Below are 16,511 nucleotides of genomic sequence, written 5' to 3'. Positions count from 1 at the left end.
GTGGCGCAGTGTTCAGGGCATCGGCTTGCACGCCAAACCCGGATCGTAACGGCTCGCAGGAGCAGCCATCAGCGCGCCAGAGACTGCGCAGCGGCTGCCATGGCCAGGTGCAGTCCCGTGGGGTTCAGGTGGCCATCGTAGGGGCCGACCGCGAGCGAGCGCTGCGACCTGGCTGCATGCGCCGCATAGAGTGGCTCGAGGTCATGCACGGTCGCGCCCTGTTCGCGCAGGCGCAGGATCAGGTGCGCGCGCTCCAGTTCTGCCAGTGTTCGGGGCGCGGCCTGGCTGGTGCGGCGACCGTCGACGAGAAAGACGAGCTGTCGGATCTGCGCGCGCGGAACGGTGGCGAAGAACTGCTGGACGACGGCATCGACTACGGCTCGCGCGCGTGCCAGTTGCTCCGGGTCGGGTGCGGCCGGTACGGCCTTGCCGGCCCCGGCGCCGGCCTCTTCCGGTGGCTTGCGGGTGAACATGGCCTTGACCACCGTTGCGGGCTTGAAGCGCAGCTGGCTCATGAGGTATTGCGCAAGCGCGGAATGCCGGGCCAGGTCGGTCCAGGCCGAGGCGCGCGGATGCCGTGCGATCCGGGGTTCCAGCGTCTCCGGGTCGAGGCACCGGCTCACGATGTTGCCGCTGCCGCACAGCGCCTGCGGGGCGTCCGCACCCTCCATGAGCACGACGAAATCACGGATCTGGAAGTGTTCGTTGGCGAAACGGATGCGCTGCGCGTAGTCGAGCATCGCGGTTCCGGGCGTTCCCATGGCGTAGACCTTGCGCTGCCCCGGGAGCAGCGCTTCCAGCTGAGCGGCCGGGCGATCGCGCGGCGCCAGCATGGAGGCCTCGACATAGCTGTCCCCGATCAGCGCGACAGCCTCGGGGTCGGCGGTGAATTCGTGCTCCGCCGCAAAGCCCCAGTTGTTGGCCCGCAGCGTGTGCGGGTTGCGCAGATCCCAGCCCGTGGCCATGGTCCACGTGTGGTGGGCCGGATAGGCCAGGATGTCGGGGTCTTGGTAGTAGCCCGTCATCGTGGCCGTGGACACGGGCAGCCCGTGCAGCACGATTTCCGCGCAGACTGCGGTGGCGACAATGCCTCCGAGGAACAGGAGCGGTGCGCGGCCCATCAGAAATTGAAGTAGATGAATGCGCTGGAGGAACTGCGCGTGGTGTTCACGACGACGAGGGCCACGGCGCTGGCCAGCGCGGCACCGGCCAGAGGTGCGCGCCAGGCTGGCCGTGCCTGCATGGCGGCGAGCAACCGTTCCCCGATCTGGTTGCTGTTGCGCAGGGCGACGGCCACCACGGCGAGTACCAGGCACCAACCCATGGCCACCCGCGGTTGGAGACCTGCGTTCCACCACAGCAGGCCCCTGTCCGTGCTCTGCGGAACCCATCCCGCCATGGACTGCAGCATGCGCGACGCGCCATGCATCGTCTCGGCCCGGAACAGCACCCAGGCTGCCACGACCGACAGGAAAGTGAGCGACCATGCCAACAGCCGGAACGCTGCGCTCGCGTCCAGTGCGGCGCGCCAGCCGAGCTTCTCCGTCAGCGCGCGGAACGCGTGGTTGACCATGAGGTAGACGCCGTGCATGGCTCCCCACAGCACGAAGGACCAGCTGGCCCCATGCCAGAGGCCGCCCAGCACCATGGTGGCGCCCAGGTTCAGGTAGCGCCGCATGCGCCCCTTGCGGTTGCCACCCAGCGGGACGTAAAGGTAGTCGCGCAGGAAGGTGGACAGCGAAATGTGCCAGCGGCGCCAGAAGTCGCTGATGTTCAGTGCCTTGTAGGGCGAGTCGAAGTTGAAGGGCAGGCGGATGTTGAACATCCAGGACAGGCCGATGGCCATGTCGGAGTAACCCGAGAAGTCGAAGTACAGCTGGAACGTGTACGCGAGCGCGCCGATCCAGGCTTCGGCCATGTCCGGGTGCGCACCGGCGTCAACCGGCACGAACACAGCGTCGGCATAGGGCGCGATGCCATCCGCCAACACGATCTTCTTGAACAGGCCGATGCAGAAGATCGCCAGGCCGGCGGTGAAATGGGCGGCATTGAAGCGATAGACGGCGGGATTGGCGAACTGCGGCATCATCTGCGCGTGGTGCAGTACCGGGCCCGCGATCAGGTGGGGAAAGAAGGTGACGAACAGGCCGTAGTGCACAGGCCGCGCCTCCCGCACCTTGCCCTGCCATGTGTCAACGAGGTAGGCGATCTGGGTGAACGAGTAGAACGAGATGCCGATCGGCAGGATGATGCGCGCGACCCGGAATTGCGCACCCAGCAGCGCCTCGAGGTTGTCGATGAAGAAGTTGGCGTACTTGAAGTACGCCAGGGTGGCCAGGTTCAGAACAATGCCAACCGCCAGCCAGGTGCGGCGCGCAGGGCCCTGGCGGGCTGCGATCCGCTGGCCGATGAAGAAATTGACGCCGATCGAGCCCAGCAGCAGCAGCGTGAACTCCGGCATCCAGTAGCCGTAGAAGAACACGGATGCGGCGAACAGCCACAGTGCCGAGAGCGTCGGTGCGCGCCTGCCAAGCGCAAAAAAGCCGATCAGAACGATCGGCAGATAGAGGAAGCTGAACGTCGCGGTGGTGAACAGCATGGCAAGCCGGGCAGCACGCGGGGTGCTGCCTGCGGGTTGTGGTGATGTCGTTCAGCGGCCGATCGGCAGATAGGTGAGCCCGGCCGCGCGCACGAACTTGGGGTCATACAGGTTGCGCCCGTCGAAGATCACCGGAGCCGAAAGCTTGGCCTTGATGACGTCGAAGTCCGGGCTGCGGAATTCCTTCCACTCCGTCACGATGACCAGCGCATCGGCACCCTCCAGGCAGGCCGTGGGGCTGTCGCCGTAGCGCAGGCCTTCGGTGGCGCCGAAGATGCGCTGGGCCTCGTGCACGGCCACCGGGTCGTAGGCCGTCACGGTGGCGCCCGCGGCCAGCAGGTCGGCGATCAGCGTGCGGCTGGGGGCGTCGCGCATGTCGTCGGTGTTGGGCTTGAACGCCAGGCCCCACAGCGCGAAGTGCTTGCCTTTCAAATCGCCGAAATGGGCCTTGATCTTGCCGGTCAGCACGTGCTTCTGCAGGTCGTTGGCTTCCTCCACGGCCGTGAGCACCTTGAGCTCGATGTCGGCCTTGTCGGCGGCGGTCTTGATCAGCGCCTTGACGTCCTTGGGGAAGCAGGAGCCACCATAGCCGCAGCCCGGGTACAGGAAGTGGTAACCGATGCGCGGGTCCGAGCCGATGCCCTGGCGCACCATCTCGATGTCTGCGCCCAGTTTCTCGGCCAGGTTCGCCAGCTCGTTCATGAAGCTGATGCGCGTGGCCAGCATGGCGTTGGCGGCGTACTTGGTCAGTTCCGCGCTCTTCACGTCGGTGACGATCAGGCGCTCGTGGTTGCGCTGGAACGGGGCGTACAAGGCCTTCATGAGCAGGATGGCCTGTTCGTCCTCGGCGCCGACGACGATGCGGTCCGGGCGCATGAAGTCCTCGACGGCCGCGCCTTCCTTGAGGAACTCGGGGTTGGACACCACGCTGAAAGGCACTTCGGTGCCGCGCTTCTTGAGCTCTTCCGCCACGGTGGCGCGCACCAGATCGGCCGTGCCCACGGGCACTGTGCTCTTGTCGACGACGACCTTGTAGTCCGTCATCAGGCGACCGATGTTGCGCGCCGCGGCCAGCACGTACTTCATGTCGGCCGAGCCGTCCTCGTCCGGCGGTGTGCCGACGGCGATGAACTGGATGGTGCCGTGGTCCACCGCCTTCTCGATGCTGGTGGTGAAGTGCAGGCGTCCGGCCGCGACGTTGCGGCGCACCATCTCCTGCAGGCCCGGCTCGTAGATCGGAATGCCGCCCTCTTCCAGGATGCGGATCTTCTCCGGGTCCACGTCCAGGCAGAGCACGTCGTTGCCGACTTCGGCCAGGCAGGTTCCACTCACGAGGCCGACATAGCCAGTTCCAACGACGGTGATTTTCATGGTGTGCAGAGATTGGGCGAGGACAATGCCGCCCCCATGGCGGCAAAGTCGCGATCTTAACGAGCAGATGCGGCGATGTTGCGGCGCAGCAACCACTCTTTCCCTTCCGGGCCCAATTTGTCGGCAAAGTTTGATGCAGTTTCCGCCGCGCCCGCGACCCGGCGCGACGGTCTGCGCTGGATGGCCCGGCGCGGGGCGAACGCCCTGGCGGCGCTGGTGTGCGGTGCGCTGGCCCTGTGGCTGGCCAGCCGGCACCCGCTGGCGCCGGTCCTGGCGTGCGCCTTGTGCCTGCTCTGGCTGGGCGCGGCTTGGCGCTGGCCGCGGCTGTGGCTCATCGTCGTGCCGGCAGGCATGCCGTGGTTGAGCCTGGCGCCCTGGACGGGCTGGATCGCCGCGGACGAGACCGACCTGCTGGTCCTGGTGGCGCTGGCGGCCGGCCACGCACGCCTGGCCATGCAGGGCCCGCCGGCGTCGTCGTTGCCGGCCCGTTGGTCCTGGCGCGACGCGCTGTTGCTCGCGCTCGGCCTGTCGCTGCTGGCCGGCATGTGGCTGGCCTGGGCCGATCTGCAGCGGCTGCCGCCGCATCCCTCTGGTCCCTACACCTCCTTCGAGAACAGCCTGCGCGTCGGCAAATCGCTGGCCTATGCCTTGCTGGCCGTGCCCTTGCTGCGCGATGCCTTGCAGCGCTCGGCCGCGTCGGCGCAGCGCGGGCTGGCCGCCGGCCTGGTGGCCGGGCTGGCCGCGTTCGCGTTGGGGGTGCTCTGGGAGCGGGAGGCGCTGCCGGGCCTGCTCAACTTCGCCTCGGACTACCGGACAGCGGGGCTGTTCTGGGAGATGCACGTCGGCGGCGCCGCCATCGACGGCTACCTGGCGCTGGCGGTGCCGTTCGCGGTCTGGGCCGTGGTCTCGGCACGGCGCCCCCTGGCGTGGGGCGCGGCCGCGTTGCTGGCGCTGGTGCTGGCCTATGTCTGCCTGACCACCTTCGCTCGTGGCGTCTACGGCGCGGTGGCTGGCAGCCTCGCCGTGGTGGGGCTGCTGTTGCATCGGCAGCCGCGCGGCGCCCCGGCCGATGCAGGGCCGCCGTGGCGCCGACGCGCCAACGCCGTGCTGCGGGTGCTGCTGGTGGCCCAGGTGGTGTTGATGGCACTGGCCAGCAGTTTCCTGTTCGACCGGTTGGGCGACACCAAGGAGGATTTCGGCAGCCGTCTGTCGCACTGGATGCGGGGGGTGTCGGTCCTGCAGACGCCGTCCGCATGGCTCGGCGGCATCGGCCTGGGCCGCCTGCCCGAGCACTACGCCGACATCGACCGTGCCGGCGAATTCCCGGGCGCCGCCGTGGCGCTGGCCGATCCAGAGCGGCCCGGTGGACAGTTCCTGCGTCTGTACGGCCCGCCGACACGTCCGCAACTGGCGGGCCGGTATGCGCTCACGCAGCAGGTCGCGCTGGTGCCTGGTGCGCGCTACCGCGTCGGTCTGGACGTGCGGATGGCGCAGCCGACGCGGCTGCGCATCCTGGTGTGTGAGCGGCACCTGATCTACGAGGGCGACTGCCAGATCCGCCATCTGACTGTGCGCAGGGGGAGCAACGGCGCCTGGCAGCATGTGGAACTGGACCTGGCCGGACCGCCGCTCGAGGCCGGTGCGGCATGGGCGCCGCGGCGCGTGAGCCTGGAGTTGGCCGTGACACGGCCCGGCGGCGCGGTGGACCTGGACAACCTGTCACTCGCGGCCGGTGGGCAGCCGGTCGCGCTGCGCAACGCTGGCTTCGAACAAGGGCTGGCGCAGTGGTTTCCGGTGGTCGACAGCTACTTTCTGCCGTGGCACATCGACAACCTGTACCTGGAGTGGCTGATCGAACGGGGCGTCCTGGCCTTGCTGGTCTTCGCCGCCCTCGTGGCCTGGGCACTGTGGCGGGTGTCATTCGGCGCGGCGCGTGGCCGGCCGCTGGCGCCCTACCTGGCAGCGGGGCTGGCGGGTGCCTGCGCGCTGGGCTTGGTGAGCAGCATCATGGACATGCCGCGGGTGGCGTTCCTGTTCCTGCTGCTGTTGTTCTTCTCCCTGCATCTGCCGCGCACGGCGGCTGTGGCCAGCCCGCCTGCCCACGTATAGTGGCGGCCCACCCCGCTGGCCGCGCACGACCCTGGTTGGCGGCGACGGGTGCGCAGTTGCCCAGTCCGTGAGGTATTTTGTGCCCCTTGACGACGACACCGCCCGCCGCCTGCACGCGCCCCCCTTCCAGGCCTATGCGGCCGGCCCACCGTTGATCGACGCCATGCCTGCGCGTCGCAGTGCGGCCATGCGTCGGCGTGTGCTGGTTTTCTTCAGCGTGTTCCTGCTGTCGGCCATCGCTGGCCTGGCCTACACCTACATGCGGCCGGCGGTCTACCTGGCCAATGCGCGTGTGCAACTGACGCCGTCGGCGCTGGGCGCGTCGATCGCGGCCTCGGCACCGCGCGATGCGTCGCAGGATTTCCTGACCGACCTGCAGAACCTGGGCAGCCGGCCGGTTCTCGAGAAGGTGGCCCAGCGTCTGGCCGGGGGGCAGCTGCAGGGCGCGGCACTGGAAGAGCGCGTGCAGCAACTGCAGGACATGCTGAGCCTGCGGGCCGTGGACGGCACGAACATCGTGCGCATCGAGGCGCGCGGTCCGGACCGGCAGGGCGTGGCGCGCCTGGTCAACACCCTGGTGGAGGTCTATCGCGACGAGCAAGCCGCCCAGGGCGACAACGCGGTGCAGCAGCAACTGGCGCAGGCCCGCGAGACAGCGCGCGAGATGGACGAGCGGGTGCGGGCGCGCCAGCGCGAGGTGGAGGCGTTCCGCGTCAATTCGGCCATCGTGTCGGCCGAACGCAGCGAGAACCAGACGCTGGCACGGCTCAAGGGCCTGGGCGATGCCGTCGCCAAGAACGACGAGCGCGCAGCAGCCGCAGAAGGCCGTGTGCGTGCACTGGAAGAAGCGGTGGCCCAGGGGCGGCGGCCACCCTCGGCCAGGGACAATCCCACCGTCGCCAGCATCGAGGCGCGGCTGTCCCAGCTGCGCGAGGACTACAAGGCGATGGAGCGGCAGTTCACGCCGCAGTACCTGGACATGGACCCGACCGCCCGGGCGGCCCGCAACCGCATTGCCGACCTGCAGCAGCAGCTGGACAACGAGCGGCGCAAGGGCGCGCAGAACGCGCTGACCGAGGCGCGCGAGGAACTGGCCGGTGCCAAGGCCACGGCGCAGCGCCTGCAGCAGCAATTCGGCGAAGACCGGGTGAAAGCGCAGAACTTCACGCGCCGCTTTTCCGAGTTCGAGGCCATGAAGGAAGACCTCAAGGGGCTGGAGCAGGTGCGCCAGGGCGCACGCCAGCGCCTGCTGGCACTGGAGGCCACGGCCCGCGAGCGCAAGCCGCGCCTGCTGGTCGTGGAGCCGGCCGCGGTGCCGGAGACGGCCTGGCGCCCGCTGTACACGCGCGACGCCGCGATCGCGGTGGGCGCCTCGCTGCTGTTGGGCTTCCTGGCCGTGTGGTTCGTCGAGTTCTTCAACCGCACCGAGCCCGTGGCACCAGGGCCGTCCACGGTCATCGTGCCGCAACCCTGGATGCAACCCCATCCCGTCGGGCCCGTGCTCGGCGCAGCGCCGCAGATGGCGGCCGTGGCGCACCAGCAGAGCGCACCGCCCTCTGCGGCGGCAACCCCGCTGCTGGCGCAGGCCTTGCCGCGCGAACTGGAGCAGTACGAGGTCGGGCAGTTGCTGGCGGCCACGGCACCCGAGCACCTGCCTTTGCTGGTGTGTCTGCTCTGCGGACTGTCGGCCGAGGAGGCCGGGGCCTTGCGCGTGGGTGACCTGGATGGCGCCGCAGGCCGGTTGACGGTGCCGGGCGAGGCGCCACGGGCGCTGGCGCTGTCGGATCCGTTGCTGGCCCTGCTGGTCGCCAGTGCCGGCTCCGGAGCGTCACCGCAGCAGCCCTTGCTGTCCGTGTCCGGCCAGGCGCTCGCGGCGGCGGATGTCGCCAGCGTCGTGACGTCCAGCGCTTTCGACGCGGGCCTGGAGCAGCCCCAGTCGGTGACGCCCGAAAGCCTGCGCCACACCTACGTGGCCTTCCTCGTGCGCCAGGGCCTGCGGTTCGGTGATCTGGGGCGCCTGGTCGGCAGGCTGTCGTCCGAGCAACTCAACGCCCTGGGGCCGCTGGCGCCGCCCGGTGAACGCAGGCCGCTTGCCGAGATCGAAGCGCTGATGCCTGCCGTGGTGGCGCTGCGCTGAAGTTCAGCGTTCAGCGTGCAGCGCGCAGGGCAGCCGTCCGCCCGGCCAGGTCCTGCCAGGCCGGCTTGTCCGGCGCATGGCGCTGCCGCAGATACCCCGCCAGCGTGGCGATCTGCTCATCGGAGAGGTTGTCGGCAAACCCCGGCATGAAGCCGACCTGCGGCCCCGCCGCCTCGCGCACGCCTTCCAGGATCACGCGCAGCAGGTTGTCTGGCCGGTCGCTGTGCAGCTTGGTCGACAGCGCCAGCGGCAGGTTCAGGCCCAGCAGCTTGGGGCCGTCGCCGTCGTGGTGGCAGGCGCCGCAGGCGTTCTCGAACAGGCGTTGCGCCGGGCCGGGCAGCGCGTCCGTGCGTGTGGCCACGGGGCGCGCCGGCGTGGCCGGCAGCTGGAACGAGGCCAGGTAGAGCGCCATCGCGCGGATGTCGGCATCGGGCAGCGCGGCAAGCTCTTGCACCACAGGCGCCATCGGTCCGGCGGCTGCGCCGTGCTCGCGGCTGTGGCCGTGGCGCAGGTAGGCGTAGAAGCTGTCCGCGTTCCAGGGCACGGGGGCTTTGGACAGGCCTGTCAGCGCCGGCGCTTCCCAGCCGTCGATGAGCGCGCCGGACAGGAAGGCCGCGCCGCTGCGCTCCGCACCCAACGCGTCGCGCGGCGTGTGGCAGGCGCCGCAATGGCCCACGCCGTTGACGAGGTAGGCGCCGCGGTTCCATTCCGGCGTCTGGATGGGGTCGGGCTTCCAGGCGCCGGCTTCCAGGTTCAACGCATTCCAGCCCGCCAGCAGCGGGCGCAGGCCGAATGGGAAAGGCAGTTGCGTGGCGGGTGGCTGGTGCGCCACGGCCGGCTGGGCCATCAGGTAGGCGTAGACGGCCGTCAGGTCCTCGTCCGTCATCTTCGTGAAGGCCGTGTACGGGAAGGCCGGGTACAGGTGGCGGCCGTCGCGCGAGATGCCTTCGCGCATGGCGCGCTGGAAGGCGGCCAGCGACCAGGCGCCGATGCCGGTGGCCGGGTCGGGCGTGAGGTTGGTGGTGTAGACCGTGCCGAACGGCGTCTCCATGGCGCGCCCGCCGGTGTTGGGCTGGCCGCCCGGCGTGGTGTGGCAGACCACGCAGTCGCCGGCGGCCGCGAGGAGGCGGCCACGCTCGATGGTGGCGGCGCTGTAGGTGTCCAGCGCAGGGCGGGCCACGGGCGCGATGGCGCTGCGCCACCCAGCCAGGCCGGCCACGGTGGCGATGCCGCCCACCACCAGGGCCAGCGCGACGGCCCACAGCGGCTTGCGGCGCGGGAGGCGGGCGTCCGGCGGCAGCCCGGTGGCGGGGGTGGGGGCCGCTGCCTCGGCCTGGGGCGTGGGGGCCGGTGGCGGGGGCGGCAGCTGCCCCTGGTGCAGCGCGGCGCGCACCACCTCGGGCGTGAACGGCGGTTCGCGCAGGCGCACGCCGGTCGCGTCGAAGATGGCGTTGGCGATTGCCGCCGTGCCTGGCACTGAGGCCGATTCACCCGCGCCGAGGGGGGCCTCGCCCGCGCGCGGCATCAGCATGACCTCGACCACCGGCACCTCGCGGAACGACAGCAGCGGGTAGCTGCCCCATTCGCGGTTCAGCGTCACGCCGGTGCCAGGGTCGACCTGCACGCGCTCCTTGAGCGCGCGGCTGGTCGTCTGCAGCACGTTGCCGTGCACCTGGTGCTGCACACCGGCCGGGTTGACCATGAGGCCGGCATCGTGGCCGACGACGACACGGCTGACATGGACCTCACCCGTGCGCTGGTTGACCTCCACGTCGGCCACCCAGGCGGCCCAGGCGGCGCCGAAGCCGGGGAATTTGCTGTGGATGTAGCGGGCATAGGCGAAGCCCTGGCCCTTGAGGATCTCACCTTCGGCAGGTTGCGACCGCGGCGCGGTGTGCGGCTGCCAGCCGGCTTTGGCGGCCGTGGCGCGCACGAGCTCGGCCGCGCGCGCATCGGGCAGGTGGCGCAGCCGGTAGTCCACCGGGTCGACACCGGCCGCCGTGGCCAGCTCGTCGATGTAGGACTCGTGCGCGAAGGAGTTGGGCAGGGCCGACACGCCGCGCAGCCACGACGCGCGCAGCATGGGCGCCATGTCGTTGGCGGCCACGCGCAGGTGGGCGTAGGCATAGGGCGGCACGGCCGTGCGGTCGCCCATCTCGAAGGCCTTGGCCACGGGCTCGACCGTGCGCGTGAGCAGCAGCGCCAGCGTGGGCGCGCCGTTGCTGGGGTAGGAGGTCTGGAAGTCGTAGGCGGCCGGCGTGCCGTCGGCATTCAGCCCGCCGTCGACCTGCATGAGCTGCGCCGCGCCCTTGGGCTCCCAGGCGCTTTCCTGTGCGCGCGTGAGCTGCACGCGCACGGGCCGGCCGACCGCGCGCGACAGCAGCAGCGCATCGGCCGCCACGTCGTCGGCGCCGTTGCGGCCGTAGCAGCCGGCCGCCTCCATGCGCACCACGTCGATGCGAGCGTCGGCCACCCCGGCCAGCAGTGCCAGGTCGGCACGCAACACATGTGGGTTCTGCGTGCCGGCCCACACCGTGGCCACCGGGCCGTCCGCGACCTCGCCATGCCATTGCGCCAGCGCGCAGGACGGTCCGATGGACGCATGCAGTTGGTAGGGCCAGACGTAGGTGCGCGGCATGTGCGCGGCGGCGCCCGCGATGACCTGATCGACCTGGCCCTGCTCCAGCAACAGCCGGCGCGTGGACGGGTTGGCGCGCAGCGCCTGCTCGGTCTGGTCGATACCGGGCATGCCGGGCCAGGGCTTCCAGCGCACCGCGAGTGCTGCCATGGCGGCTTCGGCCATCTCCTCGCGCTCGGCCACGATGCCGACGAAATCGCGCTGCACCACGACCGCGACCACGCCCGGGATGTGGGCGATGGAGCTTTCGTCCACGCCGTCGAGCGTGTTGCCGACGAACTCGCCCGCATCCAACCCCGCGTAGGGCGGGCGCACGACGCGGCCGTGCAGCATGCCGGGCACGCGCATGTCGTGCACGAAGACCTGCTCGCCGTGCACCTTGGCCGGGATGTCCACGCGCGGCAGGGACTGGCCGACCAGGCGGTAGTCTTGCACCGGCTTGGTGGGCGTTTGGGTGTCGAGCCGCAGTTCGACATGCCGGCCCGCGAGCGCTGCGGCGCCACCATTCGCCTGCAGCCAGGCCCGGGCCTGGGCCGCGGCCAGTCGCAGCGGCTGCGCATGGATCTGGATCGAGGCGCTGGCGATGGTGGCACCCTGGTTCGGCGCGCTGGCCGTGCTGCCCATCTGCATGCGCACCTGCGCGGGCGCCACGTCCAGTTCCTCGGCCACGATCTGCGTGAGGGCCGTGCGCAGGCCGGTGCCCAGGTCGACGTGGCCGGCGAAGCCAGTGGCGCTGCCGTCATCCCAGCAGGCCAACAGCAACTCGGGGCCTTCGGCCGGGTTGCCGGCCACGGCCGGCGGTTGGCCTGGGGACGGGGCGGGAGGCGGTGGCACCTCGCGCAGCACCAGCAGCACGCCGTCGGCCATGCGCACCGCTGCGCGCGACAGGCCTGCCTGCGCGGCACGCATCAATGGCGGCCCTCCGCGCCAGCCGCGCACAGACGGGCCGCGCGTTGCACGGCGTCCAGGATCTCCAGGTGCGTGCCGCAACGGCACAGGTTGTGCGAAAGCTCGGCGCGCACCTGCGCAGGCGTGGGGTCGGGCACGCGCGCAAGCAGCGCCACGGTGGCCATGACCATGCCGTTCAGGCAATAGCCGCACTGGGCGGCCTGCGCATCGATGAAGGCCTGCTGCACCGGGTGCGGCGCCTCGCGCGTGCCCAGGCCTTCCAGCGTGGTGACCCGGCGGCCGGCCACGCCGCGCGCGGGCACCACGCAGCTGCGCGCGGCCACGCCGTCGACCAGCACCGTGCAGCTGCCGCATTGGCCCAGGCCGCAACCGTACTTGGGGCCGTTCAAACCGCAGTCGTTGCGCAGCAGGTGCAGCAGCGAGGTCTCGCGTGGCGTGTCGAACTGTCGCGCGCTGCCGTTGATGTGCAGCGCAAAGGTGCCGTGGGCTGCGGTCACACGCCTTCCACGTCGGCCGACTGGATGCGCTTGACGCCCTTGGCCGCCATCTGCTTCCAGGCCGCGGCCAGCGAGCCGTTGAGGTCGATCGCGCGGGTGGCGTCTTCGACCACATAGGCTTCGAAGCCGGCGGCGCGCGCGTCCAGCGCCGTCCAGGCCACGCAGAAGTCGGTCGCCAGGCCCGTGATGTAGACGGTCTTGATGCCGCGCGCCTTCAGGTAGCCAGCCAGGCCCGTCACGGTCTTGCGGTCGGCTTCCTGGAATGCGGAGTAGCTGTCCACGCCCTTGTTGAAGCCCTTGCGGATGATCAGCTGCGTGGTGGGCAGCTTCAGGTCCTTGTGCAGCGCGGCGTCGTCCGTGCCCTGCACGCAGTGGTCGGGCCACAGCACCTGGTCGCCGTAGTTCAGCTTGATGCTGTCGAACGGCTTCTTGCCGCCGTGCGCGCTCGCGAACGAGGCATGGCCCTGGGTGTGCCAGTCCTGCGTGACGACGATGTTCTGGAACGCCAGCGAGAGCTTGTTGATGACGGGCACGACCTCGGCCCCGCCCTTGACCGGCAGCGTCCCGCCGTCGATGAAGCAGTTCTGCACGTCGACGACGATCAGCGCGGCACTGGCGCCCGGCTTCAGCTTTGCGGCGGCGAACAGCGGCGGGGCCAGGGCGACGAGACCCAGCGCGGCGGCGGAGTGGAGGACGGTTCTGCGTTGCACGGAAAGCTCCCGGTGGTGGAGGAAATCAGACGCTCAGGTAGGCGCGGCGCACTTCTTCGTTGGCGGCCAGTTCGGCCATCGTGCCCTCGAAGCGGATCTGGCCCTTCTCCAGCACGTAGGCGCGGTCGCTCACGAGTTCGGCGAAATGCATGTTCTGCTCGGACAGCAGGATGGACACGCCCTGGCCCTTGAGCGCCAGGATCATGTGCGCCATCTGTTCCACGATGACCGGCGCCACGCCCTCGGAGGGCTCGTCCAGCAGCACCAGATAGGGATTGCCCATCAGCGTGCGCGCCACCGTCAGCATCTGCTGCTCGCCGCCGCTCATGCGGCCGCCGGGGCGGTTGGGCATCTCGCCCAAGTTGGGAAACAGCTTGAACAGTTTCTCGGGTGTCCACAGCGGTGCGTCGGTGCCGTCGGCCCAGCGCCGCGCGGGCTGCTTGCCGACCTCCAGGTTCTCCATCACCGTGAGGTCGGTGAACACGCGCCGGTCTTCCGGCACGAAGCCCAGGCCCAGGCGCGATGCATGGTGCGGCTCGGTGCGCGAGATGTCGTGGTCCAGAAAGCGGATGCTGCCGGCGCGCTTGGCCAGCATGCCCATGATGGCCTTGAGCGTGGTGGACTTGCCGGCGCCGTTGCGGCCCATCAGCGCCACCACCTCGCCGCGGCGCACGGACAGGTCGACGTCGTACAGGATCTGGGCGGCGCCGTACCAGGCGCGCAGGGCCTTGGTTTCTAGCAGGGTGGTCATGCGTGGGCCGTCTCTTTCTCGAAGGTCTTGCCGCTGCCAAAGTAGACCTCCTGCACCTTGGGATGGTCGCGGATTTCCAGCGGCTTGCCCTGGGCGATCAGCCGGCCGCGGGCCAGCACGATCATGCGGTCGGCATAGGCGAACACCACGTCCATGCTGTGCTCGGTGAACAGCACGGCCATGCCGCGATCGATCACGAGCTGCTTGGTCAGCGCCATGAGGTCGTTGCGCTCCTTGGGCGCCATGCCGGCCGTGGGCTCGTCCATGAGCAGCAGCTTGGGGTCGTTGGCCATGGCGATGGCCAGCTCCACGCGCTTGACGTCGCCGTAGGCCAGCTCGCTGCAGGGCCGGTCGGCCTGGGCGCGCATGCCGACCTGCTCCAGCAGCGCCAGCGCCGCCTCGCGCCGGTGGTCGGCCGCGCGGCGCCACATCGAGAACAGCTTGCCATCGTGCGAAAGCAATGCCATCTGAACGTTCTCCACCACGGTCAGCGAGGCGAAGGTCTCGGCGATCTGGAAGGTGCGGCCCACGCCCAGGCGCCAGATGTCGCGCGGCTTGCGGCCCACCAGTTCCTGACCGGCCAGCTGGATCGAGCCCCGGTCGGCGCGCAGCTGGCCGTTGACCATGTTGAAGGTGGTGGTCTTGCCGGCGCCGTTCGGGCCGATCAGGGCCAGCAACTCGCCGGCCTGCAACGTGAAGTCGATGCCGTCCACGGCCTTCACACCGCCGAAGGATTTGCCCAGGCCCTGGACCTGGAGAAGGGGCGCGCTCACGGTCTGGCCTTTCGGTCGAACAGCTGTTTGGCGAAGCCGGCGATGCCCTGCGGGAACAGCAGCACCAGCAGCAAGATGGTGCCGCCCAGCACGGCCCGCCAGTAGTCGGTGTTGCGCGCCACGGTGTCGTGCAGCCAGGTGAAGGTGACCGCGCCCACCACTGGGCCCGCCAGGGTCTGGATGCCGCCCAGCAGCACCATGACGAGGCCGTCGATGGACTTGGTCACGTTGAGCGACTCTGGCGAGATGCTGCCCTTGGAGAAGGCGAACAGCGCACCGGCCAGGCCGCCCGCCGTGCCGGCCACGACGAAGGCGGCCCACTGCATGCGCTTGACGTCGATGCCGATGGCGTCGGCCCGCAGCATGGAGTCGCGGCCCGCGCGCAGCGCATAGCCGAACGGCGAGAACAGCACGCGGCGCAGCCACCACAGGCCCAGGCCGACGAGCACCAGCGTGAGCCAGTAGTACATGCGCTTGTCGGCGAACGTGTCCGACGGCCACACGCCGGTGAGCCCGTTGCTGCCGCCCGTGAAGCTGTCCCACTGGTAGGTGATGGCCCAGGTGATCTGCGCGAAGGCCAGCGTGAGCATCGCCAGGTACACGCCCGACAGCCGCACCGCGAACCAGCCGAACACGATGGCGCCAATGCCGGCCGCCAGCGGTGCCAGCACCAGCGCCACTTCCATCGGCATGCCGGTGGTGCGCACGAGCAGCGCGGCCGCGTAGGCGCCCAGGCCGAAGTAGGCCGCGTGGCCGAACGAATGCATGCCTGCAGGCCCCATGATGAAGTGCAGGCTGGCTGCGAACAGCGCAGCGATCAGCAGGTCGATCAGCAGCACCGTGGTGTACGAGGAGGCTTCCGTCAACAAAGGCACCGCCGCCAGCGCCAGTGCCAGCACCGCGGCACCGGCGATGGCGGCCTGGCCCGGCCGGCGCAGCGGCGCCTCGGGCATGCCCACGTAGCGGCTGGGCGCCTGCGGACGGCCCAGCAGGCCCCAGGGGCGCCAGACCAGCACGGCGGCCATGACCAGGAAATCGACCATCAGCGTGAGTTTGGAGAAGGACACGCTGATGCCCAGCACGTCCACCACGCCGAGCCAGATGCAGACGGCCTTGAGCTCGGCCACCAGTAGCGCAGCCAGGTAGGCGCCCGGCAGCGAGCCCATGCCGCCCACCACCACGACCACGAAGGCCGCGCCGATGGTGTGCAGGTCCATCTCCAGCGTGGCGGGTTCGCGCGGCAGCTGCAGTGCGCCGCCGAGGCCGGCCAGCAACGCGCCGAGCGCGAACACGGCCGTGAACAGCCAGGCCTGGTTCACGCCCAGCGCGCTGACCATCTCGCGGTCCTGCGTGGCCGCGCGCACCAGCGTGCCGAAGCGCGTGCGCGTGAGCAGCAGCCAGACCAGGCCCAGCACCACCGGGCCCACGACGATCAGGAACAGGTCGTAGGCGGGGAACTGCCGGCCCAGGATCTCGACAGCGCCGCGCAGCCCCGGGGCACGCGGGCCCAGCAATTCGTCGGGGCCCCAGAGCCACAACGCGGCGTCCTTGATCACCAGCACCAGCGCGAAGGTGGCCAGCAGCTGAAACAGCTCGGGCGCCTTGTAGATGCGCCGCAGCAGCAGCACCTCGACGATGGCGCCGAGCACCCCCACGGCCACGGCTGCGAGCACCAGCGCGGGCCAGAAGCCCAGCACGTCGCCGAACCGGTCGACCAGCATGTAGGCGGTGTAGATGCCCACCATGAAGAACGAGCCGTGCGCGAAGTTGACGATGCGCGTGACACCGAAGATCAGCGACAAGCCGGCCGCGACCAGGAACAACGAGGACGCCGAAGCGAGCCCGTTGAGGAGTTGGACGATCAGTCCGGAAAAACTCATGAAATTCTCTGGAGTTCAGTGCCGCACGACCACTGCCAGGAGCCCAGGGCGAGCGCAGCGAAGCCTGTTCGGGAGCACCCGCGGAACTGGCTCTGCCAGGCCGCTGGGTGCGCCCCCTTGAGGGGGGATCCGGCTAC

11 protein-coding genes are annotated in these 16,511 nt (G+C 70.1%); 2 read left to right on the top strand and 9 right to left on the bottom strand.

Annotated elements, in window-relative coordinates; all coding sequences use genetic code 11:
• Positions 1–68 precede the first annotated feature (68 nt).
• Genes ACSQ4M_RS34015 through ACSQ4M_RS34005 form a run of 3 tightly spaced genes read right to left on the bottom strand, consistent with a single transcriptional unit; the run spans position 69 to position 3,970 of the window.
• On the bottom strand, positions 69–1,121 hold the full coding sequence (locus tag ACSQ4M_RS34015; protein WP_436193758.1) for a hypothetical protein: 1,053 nt from the start codon (positions 1,119–1,121) through the stop codon (positions 69–71).
• Positions 1,121–2,599, bottom strand: coding sequence for an MBOAT family O-acyltransferase (locus ACSQ4M_RS34010; protein WP_436193757.1), 1,479 nt, complete (start codon positions 2,597–2,599; stop codon positions 1,121–1,123). The genes ACSQ4M_RS34015 and ACSQ4M_RS34010 overlap by 1 nt, the downstream gene beginning before the upstream one ends.
• A 51-nt stretch (positions 2,600–2,650) precedes the next feature.
• Entirely contained in the window at positions 2,651–3,970 is a 1,320-nt protein-coding gene (locus ACSQ4M_RS34005) for a UDP-glucose dehydrogenase family protein (protein WP_436193756.1), read from the bottom strand.
• A gap of 117 nt (positions 3,971–4,087) precedes the next feature.
• Here ACSQ4M_RS34005 and ACSQ4M_RS34000 point away from each other — a divergent pair, with 117 nt between their 5' ends.
• Positions 4,088–6,079, top strand: coding sequence for a hypothetical protein (locus ACSQ4M_RS34000; protein ID WP_436193755.1), 1,992 nt, complete (start codon positions 4,088–4,090; stop codon positions 6,077–6,079).
• Positions 6,080–6,158: 79 nt separating this feature from the next.
• A complete protein-coding gene (locus ACSQ4M_RS33995) occupies positions 6,159–8,216 on the top strand; it encodes a GumC family protein (protein WP_436193754.1) in 2,058 nt (685 codons plus the stop codon).
• Positions 8,217–8,226: 10 nt separating this feature from the next.
• Here the strand turns inward: ACSQ4M_RS33995 and ACSQ4M_RS33990 are convergent, their stop codons facing one another.
• Genes ACSQ4M_RS33990 through ACSQ4M_RS33965 form a run of 6 tightly spaced genes read right to left on the bottom strand, consistent with a single transcriptional unit; the run spans position 8,227 to position 16,374 of the window.
• Positions 8,227–11,766: a molybdopterin cofactor-binding domain-containing protein gene (locus ACSQ4M_RS33990; RefSeq protein WP_436193753.1), complete on the bottom strand. Its 3,540-nt coding sequence runs from the start codon at positions 11,764–11,766 to the stop codon at positions 8,227–8,229.
• Entirely contained in the window at positions 11,763–12,260 is a 498-nt protein-coding gene (locus ACSQ4M_RS33985; protein WP_436193752.1) for a (2Fe-2S)-binding protein, read from the bottom strand. Before ACSQ4M_RS33985 ends, ACSQ4M_RS33990 begins: the two co-directional genes overlap by 4 nt.
• Positions 12,257–12,970 carry a bifunctional nicotinamidase/pyrazinamidase gene (gene pncA / locus ACSQ4M_RS33980; RefSeq protein ID WP_436193751.1) on the bottom strand — a complete coding sequence of 238 codons (714 nt, stop codon included), beginning with the start codon at positions 12,968–12,970 and terminating at the stop codon, positions 12,257–12,259. Before pncA ends, ACSQ4M_RS33985 begins: the two co-directional genes overlap by 4 nt.
• Positions 12,971–12,995: 25 nt before the next feature.
• A complete protein-coding gene (locus ACSQ4M_RS33975; protein WP_436193750.1) occupies positions 12,996–13,721 on the bottom strand; it encodes an ABC transporter ATP-binding protein in 726 nt (241 codons plus the stop codon).
• Positions 13,718–14,494, bottom strand: coding sequence for an ABC transporter ATP-binding protein (locus ACSQ4M_RS33970; RefSeq protein ID WP_436193749.1), 777 nt, complete (start codon positions 14,492–14,494; stop codon positions 13,718–13,720). The genes ACSQ4M_RS33975 and ACSQ4M_RS33970 overlap by 4 nt, the downstream gene beginning before the upstream one ends.
• The gene (locus tag ACSQ4M_RS33965; protein ID WP_436193748.1) at positions 14,491–16,374 is read right to left on the bottom strand and encodes an ABC transporter permease; all 1,884 of its coding nucleotides are present in this window, start codon (positions 16,372–16,374) and stop codon (positions 14,491–14,493) included. Before ACSQ4M_RS33965 ends, ACSQ4M_RS33970 begins: the two co-directional genes overlap by 4 nt.
• Positions 16,375–16,511: the final 137 nt, after the last annotated feature.

It is taken from the genome of Pseudorhodoferax sp. LjRoot39 (assembly GCF_964253035.1).
Classification (GTDB): domain Bacteria; phylum Pseudomonadota; class Gammaproteobacteria; order Burkholderiales; family Burkholderiaceae_C; genus Pseudorhodoferax.
This window is presented reverse-complemented; position numbering and strand designations above follow the sequence as displayed.

Coding starts and splice junctions, on each gene's coding strand:
- ACSQ4M_RS34015 (WP_436193758.1), bottom strand. CDS start 1,121: ATGGGCCGCGCACCGCTCCTGTTCCTCGGAGGCATTGTCGCCACCGCA.
- ACSQ4M_RS34010 (WP_436193757.1), bottom strand. CDS start 2,599: ATGCTGTTCACCACCGCGACGTTCAGCTTCCTCTATCTGCCGATCGTT.
- ACSQ4M_RS34005 (WP_436193756.1), bottom strand. CDS start 3,970: ATGAAAATCACCGTCGTTGGAACTGGCTATGTCGGCCTCGTGAGTGGA.
- ACSQ4M_RS33975 (WP_436193750.1), bottom strand. CDS start 13,721: ATGACCACCCTGCTAGAAACCAAGGCCCTGCGCGCCTGGTACGGCGCC.
- ACSQ4M_RS33965 (WP_436193748.1), bottom strand. CDS start 16,374: ATGAGTTTTTCCGGACTGATCGTCCAACTCCTCAACGGGCTCGCTTCG.